The organism is Cellulosimicrobium sp. SJTW-1, from assembly GCF_047716875.1.
Classification (GTDB): Bacteria; Actinomycetota; Actinomycetes; order Actinomycetales; family Cellulomonadaceae; genus Cellulosimicrobium; species Cellulosimicrobium funkei.
The window spans coordinates 3,144,621-3,163,783 of sequence record NZ_CP136680.1 but is presented as its reverse complement, the minus strand read 5'-3'; the positions used below and the strand labels follow the sequence as shown (position 1 = coordinate 3,163,783).

Here is a 19,163-nt window from a genome sequence, read left to right as displayed (position 1 = left end):
AGCTGCTTCCGGCTCACGCCGAGGCGGAGCGCCTCGGCGACGACGAACGGCGGGTCGGGCACCGGGACGGGCATGCCGAGAGTGTCCCCGAGCACACCCCCGACCTGCCGAGGAACGGCCAAGACCTGTGGACGAAGCAGACGAGAGCTGCCGAGAAGCGAGAAGTGGCCCCTCCGACACGTGTCGGAGGGGCCACTTCTCACGTCTCGCCCGGCGGCGTCGCGGCCGCCGGGGGCGCGTCAGCCCTCGAAGGGCTTCGCGGCGGTGATCTTCACGGCGATCTCGTTGCCGTTCGGAGCGGTGTAGCTGGTCTCGTCGCCGACGGTCTTGCCGTCGATCGCGGCACCGAGCGGAGACGTCGGCGAGTACACGTCGAGGTCCGTCGTGCCGGCGATCTCGCGCGAGCCGAGGAGGAACGTCATCTCGTCGCCCGCGACGACGGCCGTGACGACCATGCCGGCCTCGACCTTGCCGTCGTCCGGCGGCGTGCCGATGCGCACGTTGCGCAGCTTCTCGGTGAGCTCGCGGATGCGGGCCTCGTTCTTGGCCTGCTCCTCGCGGGCGGCGTGGTAGCCGCCGTTCTCCTTGAGGTCGCCCTCGTCACGGGCGGCGGCGATGCGCTCCGCGATCTCGGTGCGGCCCTCGCCGGACAGGTGGGCGAGCTCGGCCTGCAGCCTGTCGTGCGCCTCCTGGGTCAGCCAGGTGACGGTGGTGTCGGTCACGGTTCGCTCCTTCCTTTCCATGGTTCGACGGTCGCGCCGGGCACGGCCGTGCAGAGACGGGCAGCCGGGGCGCGTGCTCACGCGAGCGCCTGCCTGCCCGGGTCGGTGACGCTGCCCGGGTGGCAGCGCGGAGGACTGGTTCCCGCCGGACCGCCGGGTCGCCCGATGGTCGGTCGCCTGTCACGAGCACCGGCCGCGGGCCGCACGCGGTCGGGTGCGGGAATCCCTCAGGATAGCAAAGCACGAGGTGCGGACGGCGCGGGGTGGGGCGGTCCGCCGGCACGACGGCCGGGAGTGCGGCGGCTGGTCCGCACGACGGCCGGGCGGCTCAGGGAGCCGGGCGGCAGGACTGGACGATCCCCGTCGTGGCGAGCTCCGACGTCGCGACGCTCACGGTGTAGCGGGACTCCGTGACCTCGACGGGGCCGACCGTCACGTCGACCGTGCCGACCTGCGCGTAGCTCTCGGCGAGTGCGTCCAGGGTGCACGTCGCCGTCGTGCCGGGGTCCATGTACACCTCGAACGTGACGTCCACGCGCTCCGGGCTGACGACGGTGTACCCGAAGTCCTTGAAGCGCACCGGCTCGTTCGCGTAGCGCAGCCCGATGACGAACGTGATCGCGAGCCCGACGACCGCGACGAGCACGATCCCGACGACCGCCAGGCGCCGACGCCGCTCGGTGGGCTCGGGCCCGTACCGGCCCGCCGGAGGGCGCAGGGGCGTGCTCGGGCTCGGCTGCGGGGCGGTGGTCTCGTTCGTCATGGTGCGGTCCCGTGGTCGGTGCCGCCGCGCCCCGGTCGCGGGCCCGGCGGGTGCCGGCGGTGGTCGGCGGTTCGTCAGGTGTGGGCGCGGTGGTGGATCATGTCCTCGACCCATCTTCGCAGAGCCCCGGCCCTCGTCGTGCACCCACGGCGTCCTGTGCCGCGTCCCGGGCCGCGCGAGGAGACGTACGACGCATCCGGGAGGACCAGTGGCCGAACCCGCGGCCGGATCGACCACCCACCGCGAGCAGCCGGAGACGCTCCGTCTCCTGGCCGTGCACGCGCATCCCGACGACGAGTCGAGCAAGGGCGCCGCGACGACGGCGCGCTACGCGGCCGAGGGCGTGGACGTGCTCGTCGCCACGTGCACCGGGGGCGAGCGTGGCGACATCCTCAACCCGAGCTTCGGCGAGGGCCCGGCGGACATCGAGGGCATGCGTGCCCTGCGTCGCGTCGAGATGGCCGCCGCGGCGCGCGCGCTCGGCGTCCGGCAGCAGTGGCTCGGGTTCGTCGACTCGGGGCTGCCCGAGGGGGACCCGCTGCCGCCGCTGCCCGAGGGCTCGTTCGGTCTCGTGCCGCTCGAGGAGGCGGCCGCGCCGCTGGTCGAGCTCGTGCGCGAGTTCCGTCCGCACGTCGTCACGACGTACGACCCGTCGGGCGGCTACCCGCACCCGGACCACGTCATGTGCCACCGCGTCGCGTTCGAGGCGTTCCACGCCGCGGGCGACCCGGAGCGCTACCGCCGGGAGGGCGGTGCGGCGCCCTGGTCGCCGCTCAAGCTGTACTACAACCACGACTTCTCGATGAACCGCATCCGCACGCTCCACGAGGCGATGCAGGGCGCGGGCCTGGAGTCGCCGTTCGGCGACTGGGTCGAGTCGCGGTCCGCGCGGGAGATCCCCGAGCGCGAGGTCACGACGCGCGTCCACGTGGCGCGCTACTACGCCCAGCGTGACGCGGCGCTCATCGCGCACGCGTCGCAGATCGACCCGGAGGGCTTCTTCTTCGCGATCCCGCGCGACCTCGAGGTCGACGTGTGGCCGTTCGAGGAGTTCGAGCTCGCGGAGTCGCGCGTCCCGACGGACCTGCCGGAGGACGACCTGTTCGCCGGCGTGCGGGAGCTCGTCGCGGGCGAGGAGGTGGCCTCGTGAGCGCGGCACCCTTCCTCGACGTGCCGACGCTCGCGGGCGGCCCGGGCTGGGCGGCGGACGTCGTCGCGGAGACCGCGACGCCGAGCCCGTCGGACGACCCGCTGCGCGAGGACCTGGATCCGAACGACGTGTCGCCCGGTCTCGCCGGTTTCCTCGCGATCTTCGCGGTGGCGGTCGCGACCGTCGCCCTGTTCTTCGGGCTCTCGCGCCAGCTCCGACGCATGCGGCACAACGCCGAGACCCAGGGGATCGGCCCGGACGGCCCGGTCGACGCGACCGCCCCGGAGACCCCCGCCGGCTCCGCGACCGCCGGCTCCGGACCGGACGGCTCCGCGTCCGACGGTGCCGCGCCGGACAGCTCCACGTCCGGCGGCACCCGCGACGCGCGCGGCCCGGACGAGAGCGGCCCGGAGCGGCAGGGCTGACCGTGGCGACCAGCGCTCGCGTCACGATCGGGCAGCTCGAGGTCTCGGCCGACCACGCCGCGAACCTCGTGACGGTCGGCGCGGCGTTCCGGGAGGCGGCGCGCGTGCGCGCCGACCTGCTCGTGCTGCCGGAGTACGCCTCGGCGTTCGACCCGCGCGGCACCGGCGCGGAGCACGCGGAGCCGCTGGACGGGCCGTTCGTCGGCACGTTGCGCCGGCTCGCGCGCGAGCACGGTGTCGCGGTCGTGGCGGGGACCCTCGTGCCGGGCAGCGCGCCCGGCCGGGCGGTGAACGTCGTCGTGGCCGTGGACGCCGCGGGCGACCTCGTGGGCACGTACCGCAAGGTGCACCTCTACGACGCCTTCGGTCACCGCGAGTCGGACCGGCTCGACGCCGGGGACCCGGCCGCGCCCCCGCTCGTGCTGCGCGTCGGCGACCTGACGTTCGGCGTGATGACCTGCTACGACCTGCGCTTCCCGGAGAGCGCGCGGCGCCTCGTGGACGCGGGCGCCGACGTGCTGGTGGTGCCGGCCGCGTGGGCGGCGGGCGAGCTCAAGGCGGACCAGTGGCGCACCCTCGCGCGGGCCCGCGCGATCGAGAACACCGCCGTCGTGCTCGCCGTCGGCCAGGCGGGCCGGGGCGTGACCGGGCGCTCCCTGCTCGTCGGTCCCGACGGCCAGGTGGGGCTGGAGCTCGGCGAGCGCGCGGAGCTGCGCAGCGCGGACCTCGACCCGGCCGCGCTGGCCGCGGTGCGCGAGCGCAACCCGTCGCTCGCGAACCGGCGCTACGTCGTCGTCCCGAAGGACTGAGCCGGCGCGGGGCGCCCGGGTGGGCACTCCGCCCGCGGCGGGCGCTCAGCGCGCGGCGAGCGCCGCGATGAGGATCGCGGCGTAGTGGCACCCGTAGCCGACGACGGTGAGCACGTGGAAGATCTCGTGGAAGCCGAACCAGCGCGGGCTGGGGTTGGGCTTCTTGATGCCGTAGACCACGGCGCCCAGCGTGTAGGCGAGGCCGCCGACGGCGACGAGCCAGACGATCGCCGGGCCGTTCGTCGTCGTCCAGAACTGCGGCATGTAGCCCACCGCGACCCACCCGAGCGCGACGTAGATCGGGACGTACACCCACCGCGGGGCGTCGAGCCACAGGATCCGGGCGAGGAGGCCGAGCAGGGCCCCGCTCCACACGATCGCGAGCAGGATCGTCGCGGTCCGCTGGGGGAGCAGGAGCACGGCGAGGGGCGTGTAGGTGCCCGCGATGATGAGGAAGATGTTCGAGTGGTCGGCGCGGCGGAGCACGCCCGCGACGCGGGGCGACCACGTGCCGCGGTGGTACACGGCGCTCGTGCCGAACAGCAGGCACGCGCTGAGGCCGAAGACCGCGGTCGCGACCTTGCCGGCGACGGGCGGCGCGACGACGACGAGGACGATGCTCGCGACGAGCGCGAGGGGGAACGTCCCCGCGTGGATCCAGCCGCGCAGGCGCGGCTTGACGACCTCGGCGACCTTCGCGACCGCGTCGCCCACGTTCTCGCGGACGGAGTCGAGCGCGTCGGTGCCGGGTGCGTGCGCCGGGCCCGGGTCGGCGGGCGGCGCGCTCGGGGTGCGGTCGCGGTCGGTCGGTCGGTCCACGACGTCTCCTCGGTGGTGTGTCCGTGCACGGAAGAGGCCGGCGCGGGGCTCCCACGCCAACCTACGCCATCGTAAGTTACGCCAACGTAGGTTCGCGACCGGTCCCCGCCTCGCGGTGTGAAGATCCTGGGCAGGGGCGCGCGGAGCGGTCCGGGCCCGCCGGACCGGGCACGGACGAGCGGTAGCGTGTGCGGGTTCGGCCCGAGCGCCCCGCACCGGGGCGCGCCCGCCGGGCGTCCCCGTCCGCCCATCGCCGAGGAACCAGCGTGCGCCTGCCCCGCCCCGTCTACGGACTCTACGAGCGTCGCCTCGCGGCGACCCTCTCGCGCGAGAGCGTCCCGCGCCACGTGGGGGTCATCCTCGACGGCAACCGGCGGTGGGCGCGCTCGTTCGGGGAGTCCACGGCGACCGGCCACCGCCGGGGCGCCGACAAGATCACGGAGTTCCTGGGCTGGAGCGAGGACCTCGGCGTCGAGGTCGTCACGCTGTGGATGCTCTCGACCGACAACCTGTCGCGGTCGCAGGAGGAGCTGTCGGCGCTGCTCGACATCATCGAGGACGCCGTGCGCGACCTCGCCGAGACGGGCCGCTGGCGCCTGCGGGTCATGGGTCGGCTCGACCTGCTGCCCGAGCGGCTCACGGCGGCGCTGCGCGACGCCCAGCAGCGCACGGCCGCCGTCGACGGCCTCCAGGTCAACGTCGCGATCGGCTACGGGGGGCGCCACGAGATCGCCGACGCCGTGCGGTCGTACCTGCGCGAGCAGGCCGCCGCGGGCGCGCGCCTGCAGGACCTCGCGGAGAACCTCGACGTCGAGCACATCGAGGAGCACCTCTACACCAAGGGCCAGCCGGACCCGGAGCTCGTCATCCGCACGTCGGGCGAGCAGCGCCTCGGCGGCTTCCTGCTCTGGCAGAGCGCGCACTCGGAGTTCTACTTCTGCGAGGCGTACTGGCCCGACTTCCGTCGCGTCGACTACCTGCGCGCGCTGCGCGCGTACTCGCAGCGCGAACGCCGGCTGGGCCGCTGATCGGTCACCCGGCGGGTAGGGTCGATGCGAATGCATCGACCGATCCGTCCGGGGGCGACATGACCCAGCAGCACGCCGACGACGCGGGCCCCGAGCCGGGCCCCGGGAGCGCGCGCCTCGCCGTCGAGACGTGGGAGTCCCTCTTCCGGGCCCAGGTCGCGATCATGCGGCGGCTGCAGTCCGACCCGGTCTGGGACGGCCTGACCCTGCGCGAGTACGACGTGCTGTTCTCGCTGACGAAGGGCCCCGAGGACGGGATGCGGCTGCGCGACCTCAACGCGTACATCCTGCTCAGCCAGCCCTCGCTGAGCCGCATGGTGGACCGGCTTGCGGCGCGCGGCCTCGTCGAGCGGGCGACCCCGCCGGACGACGCGCGGGGCACGCTCGTCCGGCTCACCCCGGCGGGCCGGGACCTCCAGCGCGCGACCGGCCGCGCGCACGCCCGGGCCATCGCGACGTACGTGGGCGGCGCGCTCGACGACGCCGACCTCGCCACGCTCGGCGAGCTGCTCGAGCGGCTGCGCGCCGCGCAGCCGGACATCCCGGACGCCGCGCCGGGACGCGCGGCGGGCGCCCCGGGCGCCTGAGCACTCGGCCAAGGGCGATGCTGGCGACCCGGGCACCCCGAGCGCCTCAGCATCGGCCCCGCACGCTCGGCGCTGTGGCGCGGAACACGTCCGGTCCGTCCCTTCCGCTACGGGCCGTCGCACGTCGGCCTGCCTAGGATGCGAGCGTGTCCTCAACGCCGAGCACCACCCCGAACCCCGTCCCCGGGCCCCGCGCCGACGGCCCGCTGCGCGTCGTCGTCGCCCCCGACTCGTTCAAGGGCAGCCTGAGCGCCGCCGACGTCGCGCACGCCGTCGCGACGGGCGTGCGCAGCGTCGTCCCCGACGCGGAGGTCGTCGAGCTCCCCATGGCCGACGGCGGCGAGGGCACGCTCGAGGCCCTGCTCGCCGTGTGGGGCGTCCCGGCCCGGGACGTCTCCACGGTCGACGCGATCGGCCGTCCCCGCACCGCGCGGTACGGGGTCTCGGCCGACGGCCACCTCGGCGTGGTCGAGCTCGCCGAGGCGAGCGGGCTGCCCCAGGTGAGCGACGTCGCGCTCCAGCCCCTGCACGCGCACACCCGCGGCACGGGCGCCGCGGCGGCCGCCGTGCTCGACGCGGGCGTCGACGAGGTGATCGTGTGCCTCGGCGGGTCGGCGTCCACCGACGGCGGCGCGGGCATCCTCACCGGCCTCGGCGCGCGGCTCCTCGACGCCGACGGCGCGCCCGTGCCCGACGGCGGGGAGGGCCTCGCGCGCGTCGCGCGGCTCGACCTGTCCGGCCTGCACCCACGGGCGCGCGAGGTCCGCTGGCGCCTCGCGGTCGACGTCACCAACCCCCTGCACGGCGAGCGGGGCGCGGCACACGTGTTCGGACCGCAGAAGGGCGCCCAGCCGGCGGACGTGGCGTTCCTCGACGACGCGCTGCGGCGCTGGGCGGGAGTCCTCGCGCAGGAGACCGGCGTCGAGGTGGCTGAGCTCGCGGGTGCGGGCGCCGCGGGCGGCGTGCCCTCGGGCATGGTCGGCGTCCTCGGCGCCGAGCTCGAGCCGGGCGCGCGCCTCGTCGCCGAGGCGGTCGGGCTGCCCGCTGCCATCCGCGCCGCCGACCTCGTCGTCACGGGCGAGGGGTCGTTCGACTCGCAGTCCGTCAACGGGAAGGTCGCGGACGCGATGGGCGCCCTCGCGGCGGAGGCACCGCACCGGCCTCCGGTCGTCGTGCTCGCGGGCCGGGTGCTGCTGCCCGCCCACCAGGCGCGCGAGGCCGGGATCGCCGCGGCGTTCAGCATCGCGCCCGGGCCCATCGCGCTCGACGAGCTGCTCGACCGCACGGCGTCCCGCCTCGTCGACCTCGCGGCGACCGTCACGAGCCTGCACGTCGCGTCGCGGCGCTGACCGGCGCGTCCCTCGCCGCTGCCCTCGGCCGGCTCCCGGGGGACGGTGCCGCCGTCAGCGCTTCGGCCAGGCCCACGCGGGCTGGTCGAGGAGCCCCTCGCGCCCGGCGACCGTCGTCTCGCCGAACGGTGACCGCACGAGCTCGACCTCCACGAGCTCGTCCGCGCCGGACAGGTCCGCCGGGCCCGACGCGGCCGCGTCGCGCAGCGCCTCGACGAGCGGCGGCGCGTGCGTGACGACCACGACCTGCGTCTCGCGGCCCGCCGCGTGCACGAGCGCGCCGAGCGCGGGCAGGAGGTCGGGGTGCAGGCTCGTCTCCGGCTCGTTGAGCACGAGGAGCTCGGGCGGTCGCGGCGAGAGCAGCGCGGCGACGAGGAACAGGTAGCGCAGCGTCCCGTCGCTGAGCTCGGCGCCGGTGAGCGGCCGGAGCAGCCCGTCCTGGTGGAAGGCGACCTCGAACCGGCCGTCGTCGGCGTGCACCGCGAGCCGGCTGCCGGGGAAGGCGCGGGCGACGGCGTCGTCCAGCTCGTCGCCGCGCCCCAGGTCGCGCACGGTCTCCAGCGCCGCGGCGAGGTCCGCGCCGTCGTGCGCGAGGACGGGCGTGCGGGTGCCGAGCTGCGGCGAGCGCGCCGGGGCGTCGGCGTCGGTGCGCAGCTGGTCGTAGAAGCGCCACGACCGCAGGCGCTCGCGCACCGCGACGACCTCCGGCGCGCCCACCGGGTCGACGAGCTCGGTGAGCACGCTGTCGAAGGGCCGCAGGCGTGCGGGCGAGGACTGCCAGCGGCCCGCGTCGTCGCGCACGCGGACGGCCGGTCCGCGCCGCTCGACCTGGAGCGTCGCGGGCCGCGGGACGGGCCCCGACCAGACGGTCTCGACCTTGATCTCCGGGTCGAGGGCGAACGCCGACCCGGGTGCTGCGGCAGTCCGAGGTCCACCGCGTAGCCCAGGTCGTCCGGCGTGGCCCCCGCGAACCCGAGGCGCAGCGCGACGGGCGCCGTCCGGCGCATGCCCTGGACCGGGCCGCCCGCGCGCGCGGCCCGTCCGCCCTGCTCGGGCCCGGCCCAGAGCGTCGACCGCAGGCCGCCTTCGCGGGCCACCGCGCCGACGGCGCCGCCGAGCGCGCACCCGGACAGCAGGCGCAGCGCGCGGTACAGGCTCGACTTGCCCGTCCCGTTCGCCCCGGTCACGACCGTGAGCCGCCCGAGCGGCAGCACGAGGCTCCGCAGCGAGCGGTAGCCCTCCACCGCGATCGTCGCGAGCATCGGTCACCTCCCGCCCGGCACGCTACGCGCCGGGTCCCACGCGGCGGCGCGGGCCCCGGCGCGGTGCGCGTCGAGGCGGCGTCGGGCCGCGTGGCGCGTCAGTCGGTGATCGCGAACGCGTCGATCTCGACGAGCATCTCCTCGCGCGGCAGACCCGTGAACACCGTGGTGCGGCTGGGGAGCACGCCCTTCGTGGTGTGCTGCGCGACGAACGCGCCGTAGGCGTCGTTCATGATCGGGAAGTCCTCGCGCTTCGTGAGGTACACGCGGAGCATGACGACGTCGTCGAACGTGGCGCCGGACGCCTCGACGATGGCGCGCACGTTCTCGAGCGTGCGTGTGGTCTGCGCCGCCACGTCGCCGGGGTAGAGGTACTCGTTCGTCGCCGGGTCGACGGGCCCCTGGCCCGAGACCTGGACGAACGGTCCCTTGCGCACGCCCTGGTGGAACGTGTGCGCGGGGGCCGGGGCGTCGGGGGTGGAGATCGCGGTCTTCTCGGTGGTCATGCGGGGTCCTCTCGGAGCGTCTGGGTGTCTGGGACTCGTGCGGGGTCGTGCGGGTCGTCGGGGTGGGTCAGAGGTCGATCGTCGCGAGGTCCACGACCTCGTCGCCCCGCACGACGGCGGCGACGCGCCACCGGTCGAACGTCGTGCAGGGGTGGGAGATGCCGAAGCCGACGACGTCGCCCGGGCGGACCTGGGCGGTGGCGGGACCGCCGACCTGCCCGCCGCCGGCCTCGTCCGCGTCCAGCGCGAGGTAGAGGTGCTGGTCGTTGAGCGCGGTGACACGGGTGCCGGCGAGCTCGCGCGGGGCGAGCCAGCCGTCGTCGGACTGCGAGCGCAGCCAGAGCGCGACGGGCAGGTCGATGTCGAACGAGACGTCGCGCCGGCCGATGCCGCAGACCGCGAGCCCGGGCTCCGGGACGGAGAGCACCTGGCCCCAGACGGTCGCGGCGGCGCGCAGCGGCTCCGCGCCGGGGATGCGGCTCCACGGGTCGGTGCGCGAGTAGAAGCCGTGGTCGTGCGTCACGTACGCGCCCGAGCGCACGACGACGCGGACCTCGACCTCGCGCCCGTCCGGGCCGGGGACCGGGCCGGGCAGCCCGGCGAGCACGACGTCGAGGAACGAGCTGCCGCCCGCCGACAGCACGAGCGGCTCCTCGACGCCCGCGAGACCCTCGCGCACGAACGCGGCGCCGAGCGCGCGCAGCCCGTCGCACCAGGCGCCGACGGCGGCGAGCTCGTCGGCGGTCGTGCCGCCCGCGACCGAGCCCTCGTACCCCGTCGCGCCGAGCAGGCGCAGGCCCGACGCGCGGAGCGCGCGCGCGAGGTCGAGCGCCGCGGCGGTGCTGCGGACGCCGGTGCGCCCGCCGGGGACACCAAGCTCGACGAGCACGCCGAGGCGAGCGCGGACGGCGGCGGGGGCGTCGGCGAACCCGCGGGCGAGCAGGTCGACCCCGTGCGGCGAGTCGACGCACAGCCACACCTCGGCGTCGTCTCCCGCGGCCTCGGCGTGCGCCAGGTCGTCGCGCAGCCACGCGATCTCGCGCGGGTCGAGCAGCTCGTTGGCGAGCAGCACGCGCGGCACGCCCCAGTCGCGCACCGTGCGCAGCTGGGACGGCGTCGCGACCGTCGCGCCCCACGCCCCGGCCGCGGCCTGGCGCGCGTAGAGCGCGCGCGACATCGTCGTCTTCACGTGCGGCGCGTGCTCGACCCCGCGCTCGGCGCACACGCGCGCGACGGTGCCGACGTTGTGGTCGAGCGCCGCGTGGTCGAGCGTGAGCAGCGGCCAGGAGAACGCGGCGTCGGTGACGCGCGGCGAGCCCGCGAGCACGTCCGCGACGGTGGTCCCGGCCGGGAGCCGCAGGCCCTTGGTCCGGGGCCCGACGACGTCGCCCGCCCAGGGGCGGTCGGGTGCGGGCCGCGCGGCGTCGTGCGTGCCGGTCATGGGGTCCTCCTCGGGGACGGGGCTCTCGTGGACGGGTGCAGGGGGAGACTCACGCCGCCGGGGCGCCCGGGCGCAGCGGGCGGCCCGGGAGCGCGCCGGTGAGCGCGCCGTCGCGCAGGACGCGCACGCCCGCGACGAGCACGTCGTCCACGCCCGACGCCGGTCGGCGCGGGTCCTCGTACGTCGCCTCGTCGCGCACGCGGTCGGGGTCGACGAGCGCGAGGTCCGCGACCGCCCCCGGGACGACCGCACCGCGCCCGGCGAGCCCGAAGCGCGCGGCGGGCCGCGCGGACAGGTGCGTGACGGCGTCGTGCCACGTCCAGTCCCCGAGCGTACGCACGTGCTCGGCGAGGAAGCGCGCGAACGCGCCCCAGCCGCGCGGGTGGGGGCGGCCGCCGCCCCCGACCGGTGCGTAGATCGCGTCGGACCCGCCGACGTGCGCCCGGTGGCGCAGCAGGGCGCGGACGGACTCGGGGGAGTTCGTGGGCGGCTGGGCGAACACGCACGACGCGCGCAGCCGCGTCGCGACGAGCAGCCGCACCGCGGTCTCGGCGGGCGACAGCCCCAGGCGCGCCGCGACGTCGGGCAGCGTCCTGCCCTCGGTCCACGACAGGTCCTCGACCGGGCCCGGCGGGGCCCCGGCGGTGGGGCCGGTCGGGACCGCGGCCATCGTCACGCGCGGCCACAGGTCGGCCAGGTGCGGGAAGTGCTCGCGGTGCAGGCGCTCGAGCACCGCGGGGTCGGCGAGCGCCGCGACGGTCGCGTCGACGTCCGCGATGGGAAGCCACGTCGGCAGCGAGACCATCGACAGGATCGAGCAGCCGCGCAGGTACGGGTACGAGTCGAACGTGACGTCCAGACCCTCGGCGTGCGCGTCGTCGACGTACCCCAGCAGCTCCGCGGCCGGGCCGTGGTAGTGCGAGACGTGGGTCGCGACCCCGGACGTGCGTGCGACGCGCACGAGCTCCGCGAAGGCCGGCCCGGCCCGGTCCTCGTAGCCGCGCATGTGCGACACGTGAGGAAGTCCTCGCGCCGCGAGCACGCGCGCGAGCGCGACGAGCTCGGTCTCGTCGGCGTACGTCGCGGGGACGTACTCCAGGCCGGTCGACAGGCCGAGCGCGCCGTCGTCGAGCGCAGACGCGAGCAGCGCGAGCATGCGGTCGGTCTCGGCGGGCGTCGCGGGGCGCGCGGCGGCGCCGAGCACCGCGTAGCGGAGCGTGCCGTGCGGGGCGAGGTAGCCCACGTTGACGCGCGTCGTGCCGTCGTACGTGGCGAGGAGGTCGGCGACGGACCCGCCGCGGAACGTCGGGTGCTCGCCGTTGATCGCCGCGAAGTACCCGCTCGCCCAGGCGGCGGCGTCGTGCAGGCCCGACGTCGCGGGCCCGCCGTCGGCGTCCGGGCGCGGCGAGGGTGCGTAGGACACCCCGTCCTGCCCGACGACGACGCTCGTCACGCCCTGGCGCAGCATCGCGAGCTGCACGTCGTCGTCGAGCACGGCGGCCTCTCCGTGCACGTGCGCGTCGACGAACCCGGGCAGCAGGAGGCGGCCGTCCGCGTCCAGCACGTCGGCGCCCGCCGGAGCGGTCGCGGCCGCGGGCGCGACGCCCTCGACCCGGCCCGCGCGCACGGTGACGTCGACGGGGGCGGAGGGGCCGTCGTCGGGCTCGACGAGGCGCGCCCCGCGCACCACGAGGGCGCTCATGCCGGGCCGCCCGCGTCCTCGTCGCGACCCTCGACCCAGCCGCCGACGCCGCGCAGGCCGCCCGCGGCGAGCTCCTCGGCGCGGTCGCGCGGCCAGCCCGCGACCCCGGGCCGGGTCTGCCACGGGTGCGGCCCGTCGAGCGGCCGGTACTCCACGCCGGCCGCGTCGAGGCGCGGCAGGTGGTGCGCGACGAGGCGCTCGCGGAACGCGCGCGCCGCGGGGGACCCGGGGGAGCGGTCGGCCTCGGGGGACCACATGACCTCGGCGAACGCCGCGAGACGCGGGAACGCGGCGTAGTCGACGCGGCGCGCGGAGTCGAGGTGCTCGGACCAGAGCTCCGCCTGCCCGCCGAGCAGCGCGCCCGGCGCGGGGGCCGTGGCGGGACCGCCCGCCGTGCCGCGCGCGGCACCCGCGAGCTCGGTCGGCAGGGGCTCGAACGCGTACACGTCGTCGAGCGTGGTGAGGAACCCGACCGGCACGGGCTCGTCCGGGGTGTCGCCGCCGCGGTGGTCGAGGTACACGACCTGCTCGGGCGCCATGACGACGTCGTGGCCCGCCGCGAGCGCGTCCGCGCCCACGGCCCAGCCGCGCCACGACGTCACGACGACGTCGCGCGGGAGCGCGGGGCCGAACGCCTCGTCCCACACGACCGCCCGCCGACCGCGGGACGCGACGTGCTCCGCGAGCCGCGCGAGGAACCAGCCGTGCAGCCCGGCGACGTCGTCGAGCCCGAGCGTCTGCGCGCGCGCGACGATCGCGGGGTTCTCGCGCCACAGCGTCGTGGGCACCTCGTCACCGCCGATCGCGACGAACGGCGCGTCGAAGATCTCCAGCACCTCGTCGAGCACGTGCCGGAAGAACGTCAGCGACTCCTCCGACGGGTCGAGCACCTCGGTGCTCACGCCCCACGTGGTGCGGACCTCGTGCGGCCTCTTGCGCGTGCCGAGCTCCGGGTACGCGGCGACGGCGGCCTCCACGTGCCCCGGCGCGTCGATCTCCGGGACCACGGTGACGCCGCGCTCGCGCGCGTACGCGACGATCTCGCGCAGGTCGTCCTGCGTGTAGAAGCCGCCGTGCGGACGGCCGTCGGCGACGCCGGCGCGCCAGGTGCCGAGCCCGGACTCGCGCCGCCACGCGCCCACCTCGGTGAGCCGGGGGTAGCGCGCGATCTCGACGCGCCACCCCTGGTCGTCGGTGAGGTGGAGCTGGAGCACGTTGAGCCGGTGCGCCGCCGCGAGGTCGACGAACCGCAGGACGTCGGCCTTCGGCAGGAAGTGGCGCGCGACGTCGAGCAGCACGCCGCGCCACGCGAACCGCGGGTGGTCGGTGATCGCGACGTGGGGGAGCGCGAGCGTCGCGGGACCGCCTGCCCCGGCGGGGGCGCGGCGGAACGCGGCGGGGCCGGCCAGCTGGCGCAGGGTCTGGGCCGCGGCGTGCGCGCCGTCGAGGTCCGCCGCACCGACCCGGACGCCGTCGTCGTCCACGACGAGGCGGTAGCCCGACGGCGGGAGGTCGTCGTCGACCGCGAAGACCACGGGCGGGATGCCGTCGGCGGGCGCGGTGCCCCCCGGGACCGGTACGAGGTCGAGGCCGAACGCGTCCTCGGTGACGCGCCGCCACCAGCGCGCCGCGGGGCGCAGGGCGGGGTCCGCGACGACCGACGTCCCGTCCGCGACGACGGTCGTCCCGGCGCCGGGCTCGAGCGTCACCGGGGCGGGGAGGATCCCGGCGGGGTCCGCCGTGGACGAGGTGGGCACCTTTTGGAAGGACACCGAACGAGCCTAGCGGGCCCGCGCGGTGTGCTCCTACCCGGCTGTGGACGGCCGGACGGCGCTGCCGCAAACGTGCGTTCACCGCAGGGAGGATCACGCAAGCCGCTTGCAGCCGGACGTATAGTCGACGGCATGTCGAGACGTCTGGCGGAGGTCGCCACCAAGGTCGGTGTCAGCGAGGCCACCGTGAGCCGCGTGCTCAACGGGAAGCCCGGCGTCTCGCAGGCCACGCGGGACGCGGTGCTCACGGCGCTCGACGTGCTGGGCTACGAGCGGCCCACCAAGCTGCGCGGGGAGCGCGGCCGGCTCGTGGGGCTCGTGCTCCCCGAGCTCGTCAACCCCATCTTCCCGGCGTTCGCCGAGGTCATCGGGGGCGCGCTCGCGCAGCAGGGGTTCACCCCGGTGCTGTGCACGCGCACGGCGGGCGGCGTGACGGAGGCCGAGTACATCGACCTGCTCTTGGGGCAGCACGTGTCGGGCGTGATCTTCGCGGGCGGCTTCTACGCCGAGCGCCAGGCCGACCACGCGCACTTCCGCCGGCTCGAGAAGCTCGGCCTGCCCGTCGTGCTGATGAACGCGTCCGTCGAGGACCTCGACTTCCCGCGCGTCTCGTGCGACGACCTCGTCGCGATGAACCAGGCGCTCGGCCACGTGCTGTCCCTCGGCCACGAGAGGGTCGGCCTGCTCCTCGGCCCGGCCGACCACGTGCCGTCCGAGCGCAAGCTCGCCGCCGCGCAGGCCTTCGCCGAGCGGCACGGCCACGCGCTGGACCCGGCGCTCGTCGTGCACAGCCAGTACTCGCTCGAGAGCGGTCAGGCCGCCGCGAACCGGCTCCTCGAGGCCGGCGCGACGGCGATCGTGTGCGCGAGCGACCCCCTCGCGCTCGGCGCGGTCCGCGCCGTCCGCCGCGCGGGGCTCGACGTGCCCGCCGACGTCTCCGTCGTCGGCTACGACGACTCGAACCTCATGAACTCGACGGACCCCGCGCTGACGACCGTGCGCCAGCCGATCGAGCCGATGGGCCGCGCGGCCGTCGACCTGCTCGCCGGCATGATCGCGGGCGCCGACGTCTCCCGCGACGAGCTGCTCTTCGAGCCGGAGCTCGTCGTGCGCGGCTCGACGGCCGCCGCGCGCACGACGGGTCGTGACGCGACGGTCGCCTGACCGCACCCTCTTCCTCCTGGGCCCCGGCCCGGCCGCCTCGTGCGCGCCGGGCCGGGGCCCTCGTCGTCTGCCCTGCGGCGGGAGCCGCTCCCACCTCCGGCCGAAGGCGTCGCGGTCTGGACACGTCGAGATAGCGTTTCGATAACGCTGCTGTCAGGTTCTTGCGCGGATGCTGTCGACTAGTTACTGTCATGCCGACGGCGCGGTCGGCACCCGGTGCACGACGGCCGTCCCGGGACCATCCCGGGACCAACCCGGGACCAACCCGGACGGCATCGAACGCCGTGCGCCGACCGGCGGGGCGACCGCCCCGACCACCCGGCCACGCACTCACGGAAGAGGACGCGGTGAGCAGCGACCACCCCCGAGCCGCCGACGGCGCGCCCACCCCCGACGCGGCCCCCGCGGCGGCGGCACGGCCGGGGGCCTCGTCGCCCGACTGGTGGCGCAGCGCCGTGATCTACCAGGTGTACGTGCGCAGCTTCGCGGACGGGAACGGCGACGGGACGGGCGACCTCGCGGGCGTGCGCCAGCGCCTCGGCTACCTGCGCGACCTCGGCGTCGACGCGATCTGGTTCACCCCCTGGTACGTGTCCCCGCTCGCGGACGGCGGCTACGACGTCGCCGACTACCGCGCGATCGACCCGCAGTTCGGCACGCTCGCCGAGGCCGAGCAGCTCATCGCCGAGGCCCGCGCGCTCGGCATCCGCACGATCGTCGACGTCGTCCCGAACCACGTCTCGTCCGAGCACGAGTGGTTCCGCGCGGCCCTCGCGGCCGGGCCCGGGTCGCCCGAGCGCGAGCGCTTCTGGTTCCACCCGGGCCGGGGCGAGGACGGCTCGCAGGTCCCGACGCACTGGGTCTCGGAGTTCCAGGGCGGCACGTGGACGCGCACGACGAACCCCGACGGCACGCCCGGCGAGTGGTACCTCCACGTGTTCGCGCCCGAGCAGCCCGACCTCAACTGGGACCACCCCGACGTGCGCCGCGAGCACGAGGACATCCTGCGGTTCTGGTTCGACCGCGGCGCCGCGGGCATCCGCATCGACTCGGCGGCGCAGCTCGTCAAGGACCCGGCGCTGCCCGAGGTCCCGGACCACCCCGGCCCCGGCGAGCACCCGCACGTCGACCGCGACGAGCTCCACGACATCTACCGCGGCTGGCGCGCCGTCGCCGACGCGTACGACGAGCCGCGCGTGCTCGTGGGCGAGGTCTGGCTCGCGGACCGGGAGCGGTTCGCCCGGTACCTGCGCCCGGACGAGATGCACACGGCGTTCAACTTCGACTTCATGGCCCGCCCGTGGGACGCGAAGGCGCTGCGCGAATCGGTCCAGACCACGCTCGACGCGCACGCGCCGGTCGCCGCCCCCGCGACCTGGGTCCTGTCCAACCACGACGTGACCCGACCCGTGACGCGCTACGGACGCGAGGACAGCTCGTTCGCGTTCGCCACCAAGCGGTTCGGCACGCCGACGGACCTCGCTACCGGGCGGCGTCGGGCGCGCGCGGCCGCGCTGCTCTCCGCCGCGCTGCCCGGCTCGCTGTACCTCTACCAGGGCGACGAGCTCGGGCTGCCCGAGGTGGAGGACCTCCCGCTCGACGCGATCCAGGACCCGATGCACGCGCGGTCCGGCGGCGTCGACCCGGGCCGCGACGGCTGCCGCGTCCCGCTCCCGTGGACGCGCGGCGGCACGAGCCACGGCTTCGGGCCCGACGGCGGGGCGCCGCCCTGGCTGCCCCAGCCGCGCGGCTGGGGCGAGCTCTCCGTCGAGGCGCAGACCGGCGACGAGACCTCGGTGCTCACGCTCTACCGGCGCGTCCTCGCGACCCGCCGGGCCGAGCCCGCGCTCCGGGCCGGCGGGTTCCGCTGGCTCGACTCGCTCGGCGGGGTCGTGCTCGGCGACGACGTGCTCGCCTTCGCCCGCGAGGCTCCCGGCGACGGCGACGGCCGCGGGGTCGCCTGCGTCGTCAACCTCGGGCCCGACGACGTCCCGCTCCCCGCGGACGCCGAGGTCCTCCTGCGCAGCGACGCGCCCGGGAGCGTGTCCCGCGCGAGCGACGCGCCGGGCGCGGCGCGCCTGCCCACCGACACCGCCGTCTGGCTCCGGGCCTGACCGCGGCGACCGCCACGAGAACCCGGGCCGCGGGGCCCCGGCCTCACGACCCGCACCCGCTACCCAGCACCCCGTAACCCACCCAGCACCACCGGAACCCAGGAGCGACGATGAAGTCCACACGTCAGGCGACCGCCCTCACCCTCGCGGGGGCGCTCGCGTTCAGCACGCTCGCCGCGTGCTCGAGCGGCGGCTCGGGCAGCGACGACGAGAGCAGCGGCTCGGGCGGCGACGGGAAGGTCACCCTCAAGGTGGTGTCCCTCCTGCCGGGCTCCGAGCAGGAGGCGATCGACGCCTTCAACGCCCAGGTCGAGGAGTTCGAGGCCGCGAACCCGGACATCGACGTGCAGCCGGAGGAGTACGAGTGGAAGGCGACGACGTTCGCCCCGCAGCTCGCCGGCGGCACGCTGCCCGACGTCTTCGAGATCCCCTTCACCGACGCCAAGACGCTCGTCGAGAACGGCCAGCTCGCCGACCTCGACGAGCAGTTCCGGACCCTGCCGTACGCCGACAAGTTCAACCCGGCGATCCTCGAGGCCGGGACGGGCTCCGACGGCCACGTCTTCGCGATCCCCGCGAAGAACGTGTACGGCGTGGGCCTGCACTACAACCGGGAGCTGTTCGAGTCCGCCGGCCTCGACCCCGACCAGCCGCCGACCACGTGGGACGAGGTCCGCGAGGACGCGAAGAAGATCGCGGACGCCAACCCGGGCGTGGCGGGCTACATGCAGATGTCGCAGAACAACACGGGCGGCTGGCAGCTCACGGTCAACACGTTCGCGCGCGGCGGCCGGACGCAGGAGGTCGCCGACGACGGCACCGCCACGTCGACGCTCACGAACGACGGCACCAAGGAAGCGCTCGAGTGGCTCCAGGCCATGCGCTGGGAGGACAACTCCCTCGGGAGCAACTTCCTCCTCGACTGGGGGACCATGAACCAGGCGTTCGCCGCGGGCCAGGTCGCCATGTACACGTCGGGCTCGGACGTCTTCACGTCGCTCGTCCAGACGAACGCGATCGACCCCGCCACCTACGGCCTCGCGGCGCTCCCGCTCGAGGGCGACGACGCGGGCGTCCTCACCGGCGGCACGCTCGCCGCGATGCCGGCGGACGTGGACGAGGCGAAGAAGGAGGCCGCGATCAAGTGGATCGACTTCTTCTACCTCGGCAAGCTCGTCGACGAGAAGCGCGCCGTCGCGGACGCCGAGACGCTCGTAGCGAACGACCAGCCCGTCGGCACCCCGGTCCTGCCGATGTTCTCCCCGGAGCAGTACCAGCAGAACCAGGAGTGGATCAAGGACTACATCAACGTCCCGCTCGACCAGATGACGAGCTACACGGACACGATGTTCGACCTGCCGCTCGTGGGTGAGCCGTCGCAGAAGACGCAGGAGATCTACGCCCTGCTCGACCCCGTCGTCCAGGCCGTCCTCACCGACGAGAACGCCGACGTGGACGCGCTGCTGGAGCAGGCGAACACCGAGGCGCAGGCCCTGCTCGACCAGGGCTGACGCCCGTCGGGGCGCGCGGGCACCGTCCGCGCGTCCCGG

At 75.8% G+C, this 19,163-nt stretch carries 16 protein-coding genes and 1 pseudogene; 9 read left to right on the top strand and 8 right to left on the bottom strand.

Annotation, left to right across the window (positions count from 1 at the left end):
* Positions 1–239 precede the first annotated feature (239 nt).
* Both greA and RSE42_RS14245 read right to left on the bottom strand, forming a co-directional pair.
* Positions 240–722 carry a transcription elongation factor GreA gene (gene greA, locus RSE42_RS14250; RefSeq protein ID WP_021483866.1) on the bottom strand — a complete coding sequence of 161 codons (483 nt, stop codon included), beginning with the start codon at positions 720–722 and terminating at the stop codon, positions 240–242.
* A gap of 328 nt (positions 723–1,050) precedes the next feature.
* Positions 1,051–1,485, bottom strand: a complete 435-nt coding sequence (locus RSE42_RS14245; protein ID WP_061267455.1) for a DUF4307 domain-containing protein — start codon at positions 1,483–1,485, stop codon at positions 1,051–1,053.
* Between the two features lie 208 nt (positions 1,486–1,693).
* Between RSE42_RS14245 and mca the strand changes: the two genes are divergently transcribed.
* Genes mca through RSE42_RS14230 form a run of 3 tightly spaced genes read left to right on the top strand, consistent with a single transcriptional unit; the run spans position 1,694 to position 3,869 of the window.
* On the top strand, positions 1,694–2,635 hold the full coding sequence (mca, locus tag RSE42_RS14240; RefSeq protein ID WP_051028194.1) for a mycothiol conjugate amidase Mca: 942 nt from the start codon (positions 1,694–1,696) through the stop codon (positions 2,633–2,635).
* On the top strand, positions 2,632–3,060 hold the full coding sequence (locus RSE42_RS14235) for a hypothetical protein (protein ID WP_061267456.1): 429 nt from the start codon (positions 2,632–2,634) through the stop codon (positions 3,058–3,060). The genes mca and RSE42_RS14235 overlap by 4 nt, the downstream gene beginning before the upstream one ends.
* Before the next feature lie 2 nt (positions 3,061–3,062).
* On the top strand, positions 3,063–3,869 hold the full coding sequence (locus RSE42_RS14230; protein ID WP_415296722.1) for a carbon-nitrogen hydrolase family protein: 807 nt from the start codon (positions 3,063–3,065) through the stop codon (positions 3,867–3,869).
* Between the two features lie 45 nt (positions 3,870–3,914).
* On the opposite strand, the gene trhA is transcribed toward RSE42_RS14230, so the two are convergent.
* Complete coding sequence (gene trhA, locus RSE42_RS14225) at positions 3,915–4,688, bottom strand: PAQR family membrane homeostasis protein TrhA (RefSeq protein ID WP_083711929.1); 774 nt, start codon at positions 4,686–4,688, stop codon at positions 3,915–3,917.
* A gap of 266 nt (positions 4,689–4,954) precedes the next feature.
* On the opposite strand from trhA, the gene RSE42_RS14220 reads away from it, so the two are divergent.
* From RSE42_RS14220 to RSE42_RS14210, 3 genes are all read left to right on the top strand, one after another.
* A complete protein-coding gene (locus tag RSE42_RS14220) occupies positions 4,955–5,716 on the top strand; it encodes an isoprenyl transferase (protein ID WP_043655243.1) in 762 nt (253 codons plus the stop codon).
* A gap of 59 nt (positions 5,717–5,775) precedes the next feature.
* The gene (locus RSE42_RS14215; protein ID WP_363375062.1) at positions 5,776–6,303 is read left to right on the top strand and encodes a MarR family winged helix-turn-helix transcriptional regulator; all 528 of its coding nucleotides are present in this window, start codon (positions 5,776–5,778) and stop codon (positions 6,301–6,303) included.
* Positions 6,304–6,449: 146 nt separating this feature from the next.
* Positions 6,450–7,652, top strand: coding sequence for a glycerate kinase (locus RSE42_RS14210; protein ID WP_415296721.1), 1,203 nt, complete (start codon positions 6,450–6,452; stop codon positions 7,650–7,652).
* A gap of 54 nt (positions 7,653–7,706) precedes the next feature.
* Here the strand turns inward: RSE42_RS14210 and RSE42_RS14205 are convergent.
* The 5 genes and pseudogenes from RSE42_RS14205 to RSE42_RS14185 all read right to left on the bottom strand — a co-directional run bounded on the left by RSE42_RS14205 (position 7,707) and on the right by RSE42_RS14185 (position 14,335).
* Positions 7,707–8,914 (bottom strand): annotated as a pseudogene (locus RSE42_RS14205) (AAA family ATPase).
* 98 nt (positions 8,915–9,012) lie between these two features.
* Positions 9,013–9,420, bottom strand: a complete 408-nt coding sequence (locus tag RSE42_RS14200; RefSeq protein ID WP_021483739.1) for a RidA family protein — start codon at positions 9,418–9,420, stop codon at positions 9,013–9,015.
* Positions 9,421–9,487: 67 nt separating this feature from the next.
* Positions 9,488–10,861, bottom strand: coding sequence for an alanine racemase (locus RSE42_RS14195; RefSeq protein ID WP_415296719.1), 1,374 nt, complete (start codon positions 10,859–10,861; stop codon positions 9,488–9,490).
* Positions 10,862–10,910: 49 nt separating this feature from the next.
* Complete coding sequence (locus RSE42_RS14190) at positions 10,911–12,563, bottom strand: N-acyl-D-amino-acid deacylase family protein (RefSeq protein WP_415296717.1); 1,653 nt, start codon at positions 12,561–12,563, stop codon at positions 10,911–10,913.
* Positions 12,560–14,335: a beta-N-acetylhexosaminidase gene (locus tag RSE42_RS14185; protein ID WP_415296715.1), complete on the bottom strand. Its 1,776-nt coding sequence runs from the start codon at positions 14,333–14,335 to the stop codon at positions 12,560–12,562. The genes RSE42_RS14190 and RSE42_RS14185 overlap by 4 nt, the downstream gene beginning before the upstream one ends.
* A 132-nt stretch (positions 14,336–14,467) precedes the next feature.
* On the opposite strand from RSE42_RS14185, the gene RSE42_RS14180 reads away from it, so the two are divergent.
* The 3 genes from RSE42_RS14180 to RSE42_RS14170 all read left to right on the top strand — a co-directional run bounded on the left by RSE42_RS14180 (position 14,468) and on the right by RSE42_RS14170 (position 19,124).
* Positions 14,468–15,499, top strand: coding sequence for a LacI family DNA-binding transcriptional regulator (locus RSE42_RS14180; RefSeq protein WP_043658239.1), 1,032 nt, complete (start codon positions 14,468–14,470; stop codon positions 15,497–15,499).
* Positions 15,500–15,846: 347 nt separating this feature from the next.
* Positions 15,847–17,613: a glycoside hydrolase family 13 protein gene (locus RSE42_RS14175; RefSeq protein ID WP_415296713.1), complete on the top strand. Its 1,767-nt coding sequence runs from the start codon at positions 15,847–15,849 to the stop codon at positions 17,611–17,613.
* Between the two features lie 110 nt (positions 17,614–17,723).
* Positions 17,724–19,124: an ABC transporter substrate-binding protein gene (locus RSE42_RS14170; RefSeq protein ID WP_415296711.1), complete on the top strand. Its 1,401-nt coding sequence runs from the start codon at positions 17,724–17,726 to the stop codon at positions 19,122–19,124.
* Positions 19,125–19,163: the final 39 nt, after the last annotated feature.

Bases quoted from the DNA above. Each gene is read 5' to 3' on its own strand.
- RSE42_RS14180 (WP_043658239.1), top strand. From the start codon at position 14,468: ATGTCGAGACGTCTGGCGGAGGTCGCCACCAAGGTCGGTGTCAGCGAG.
- RSE42_RS14200 (WP_021483739.1), bottom strand. From the start codon at position 9,420: ATGACCACCGAGAAGACCGCGATCTCCACCCCCGACGCCCCGGCCCCC.
- RSE42_RS14170 (WP_415296711.1), top strand. From the start codon at position 17,724: ATGAAGTCCACACGTCAGGCGACCGCCCTCACCCTCGCGGGGGCGCTC.
- RSE42_RS14215 (WP_363375062.1), top strand. From the start codon at position 5,776: ATGACCCAGCAGCACGCCGACGACGCGGGCCCCGAGCCGGGCCCCGGG.
- RSE42_RS14245 (WP_061267455.1), bottom strand. From the start codon at position 1,485: ATGACGAACGAGACCACCGCCCCGCAGCCGAGCCCGAGCACGCCCCTG.
- RSE42_RS14190 (WP_415296717.1), bottom strand. From the start codon at position 12,563: ATGAGCGCCCTCGTGGTGCGCGGGGCGCGCCTCGTCGAGCCCGACGAC.
- RSE42_RS14195 (WP_415296719.1), bottom strand. From the start codon at position 10,861: ATGACCGGCACGCACGACGCCGCGCGGCCCGCACCCGACCGCCCCTGG.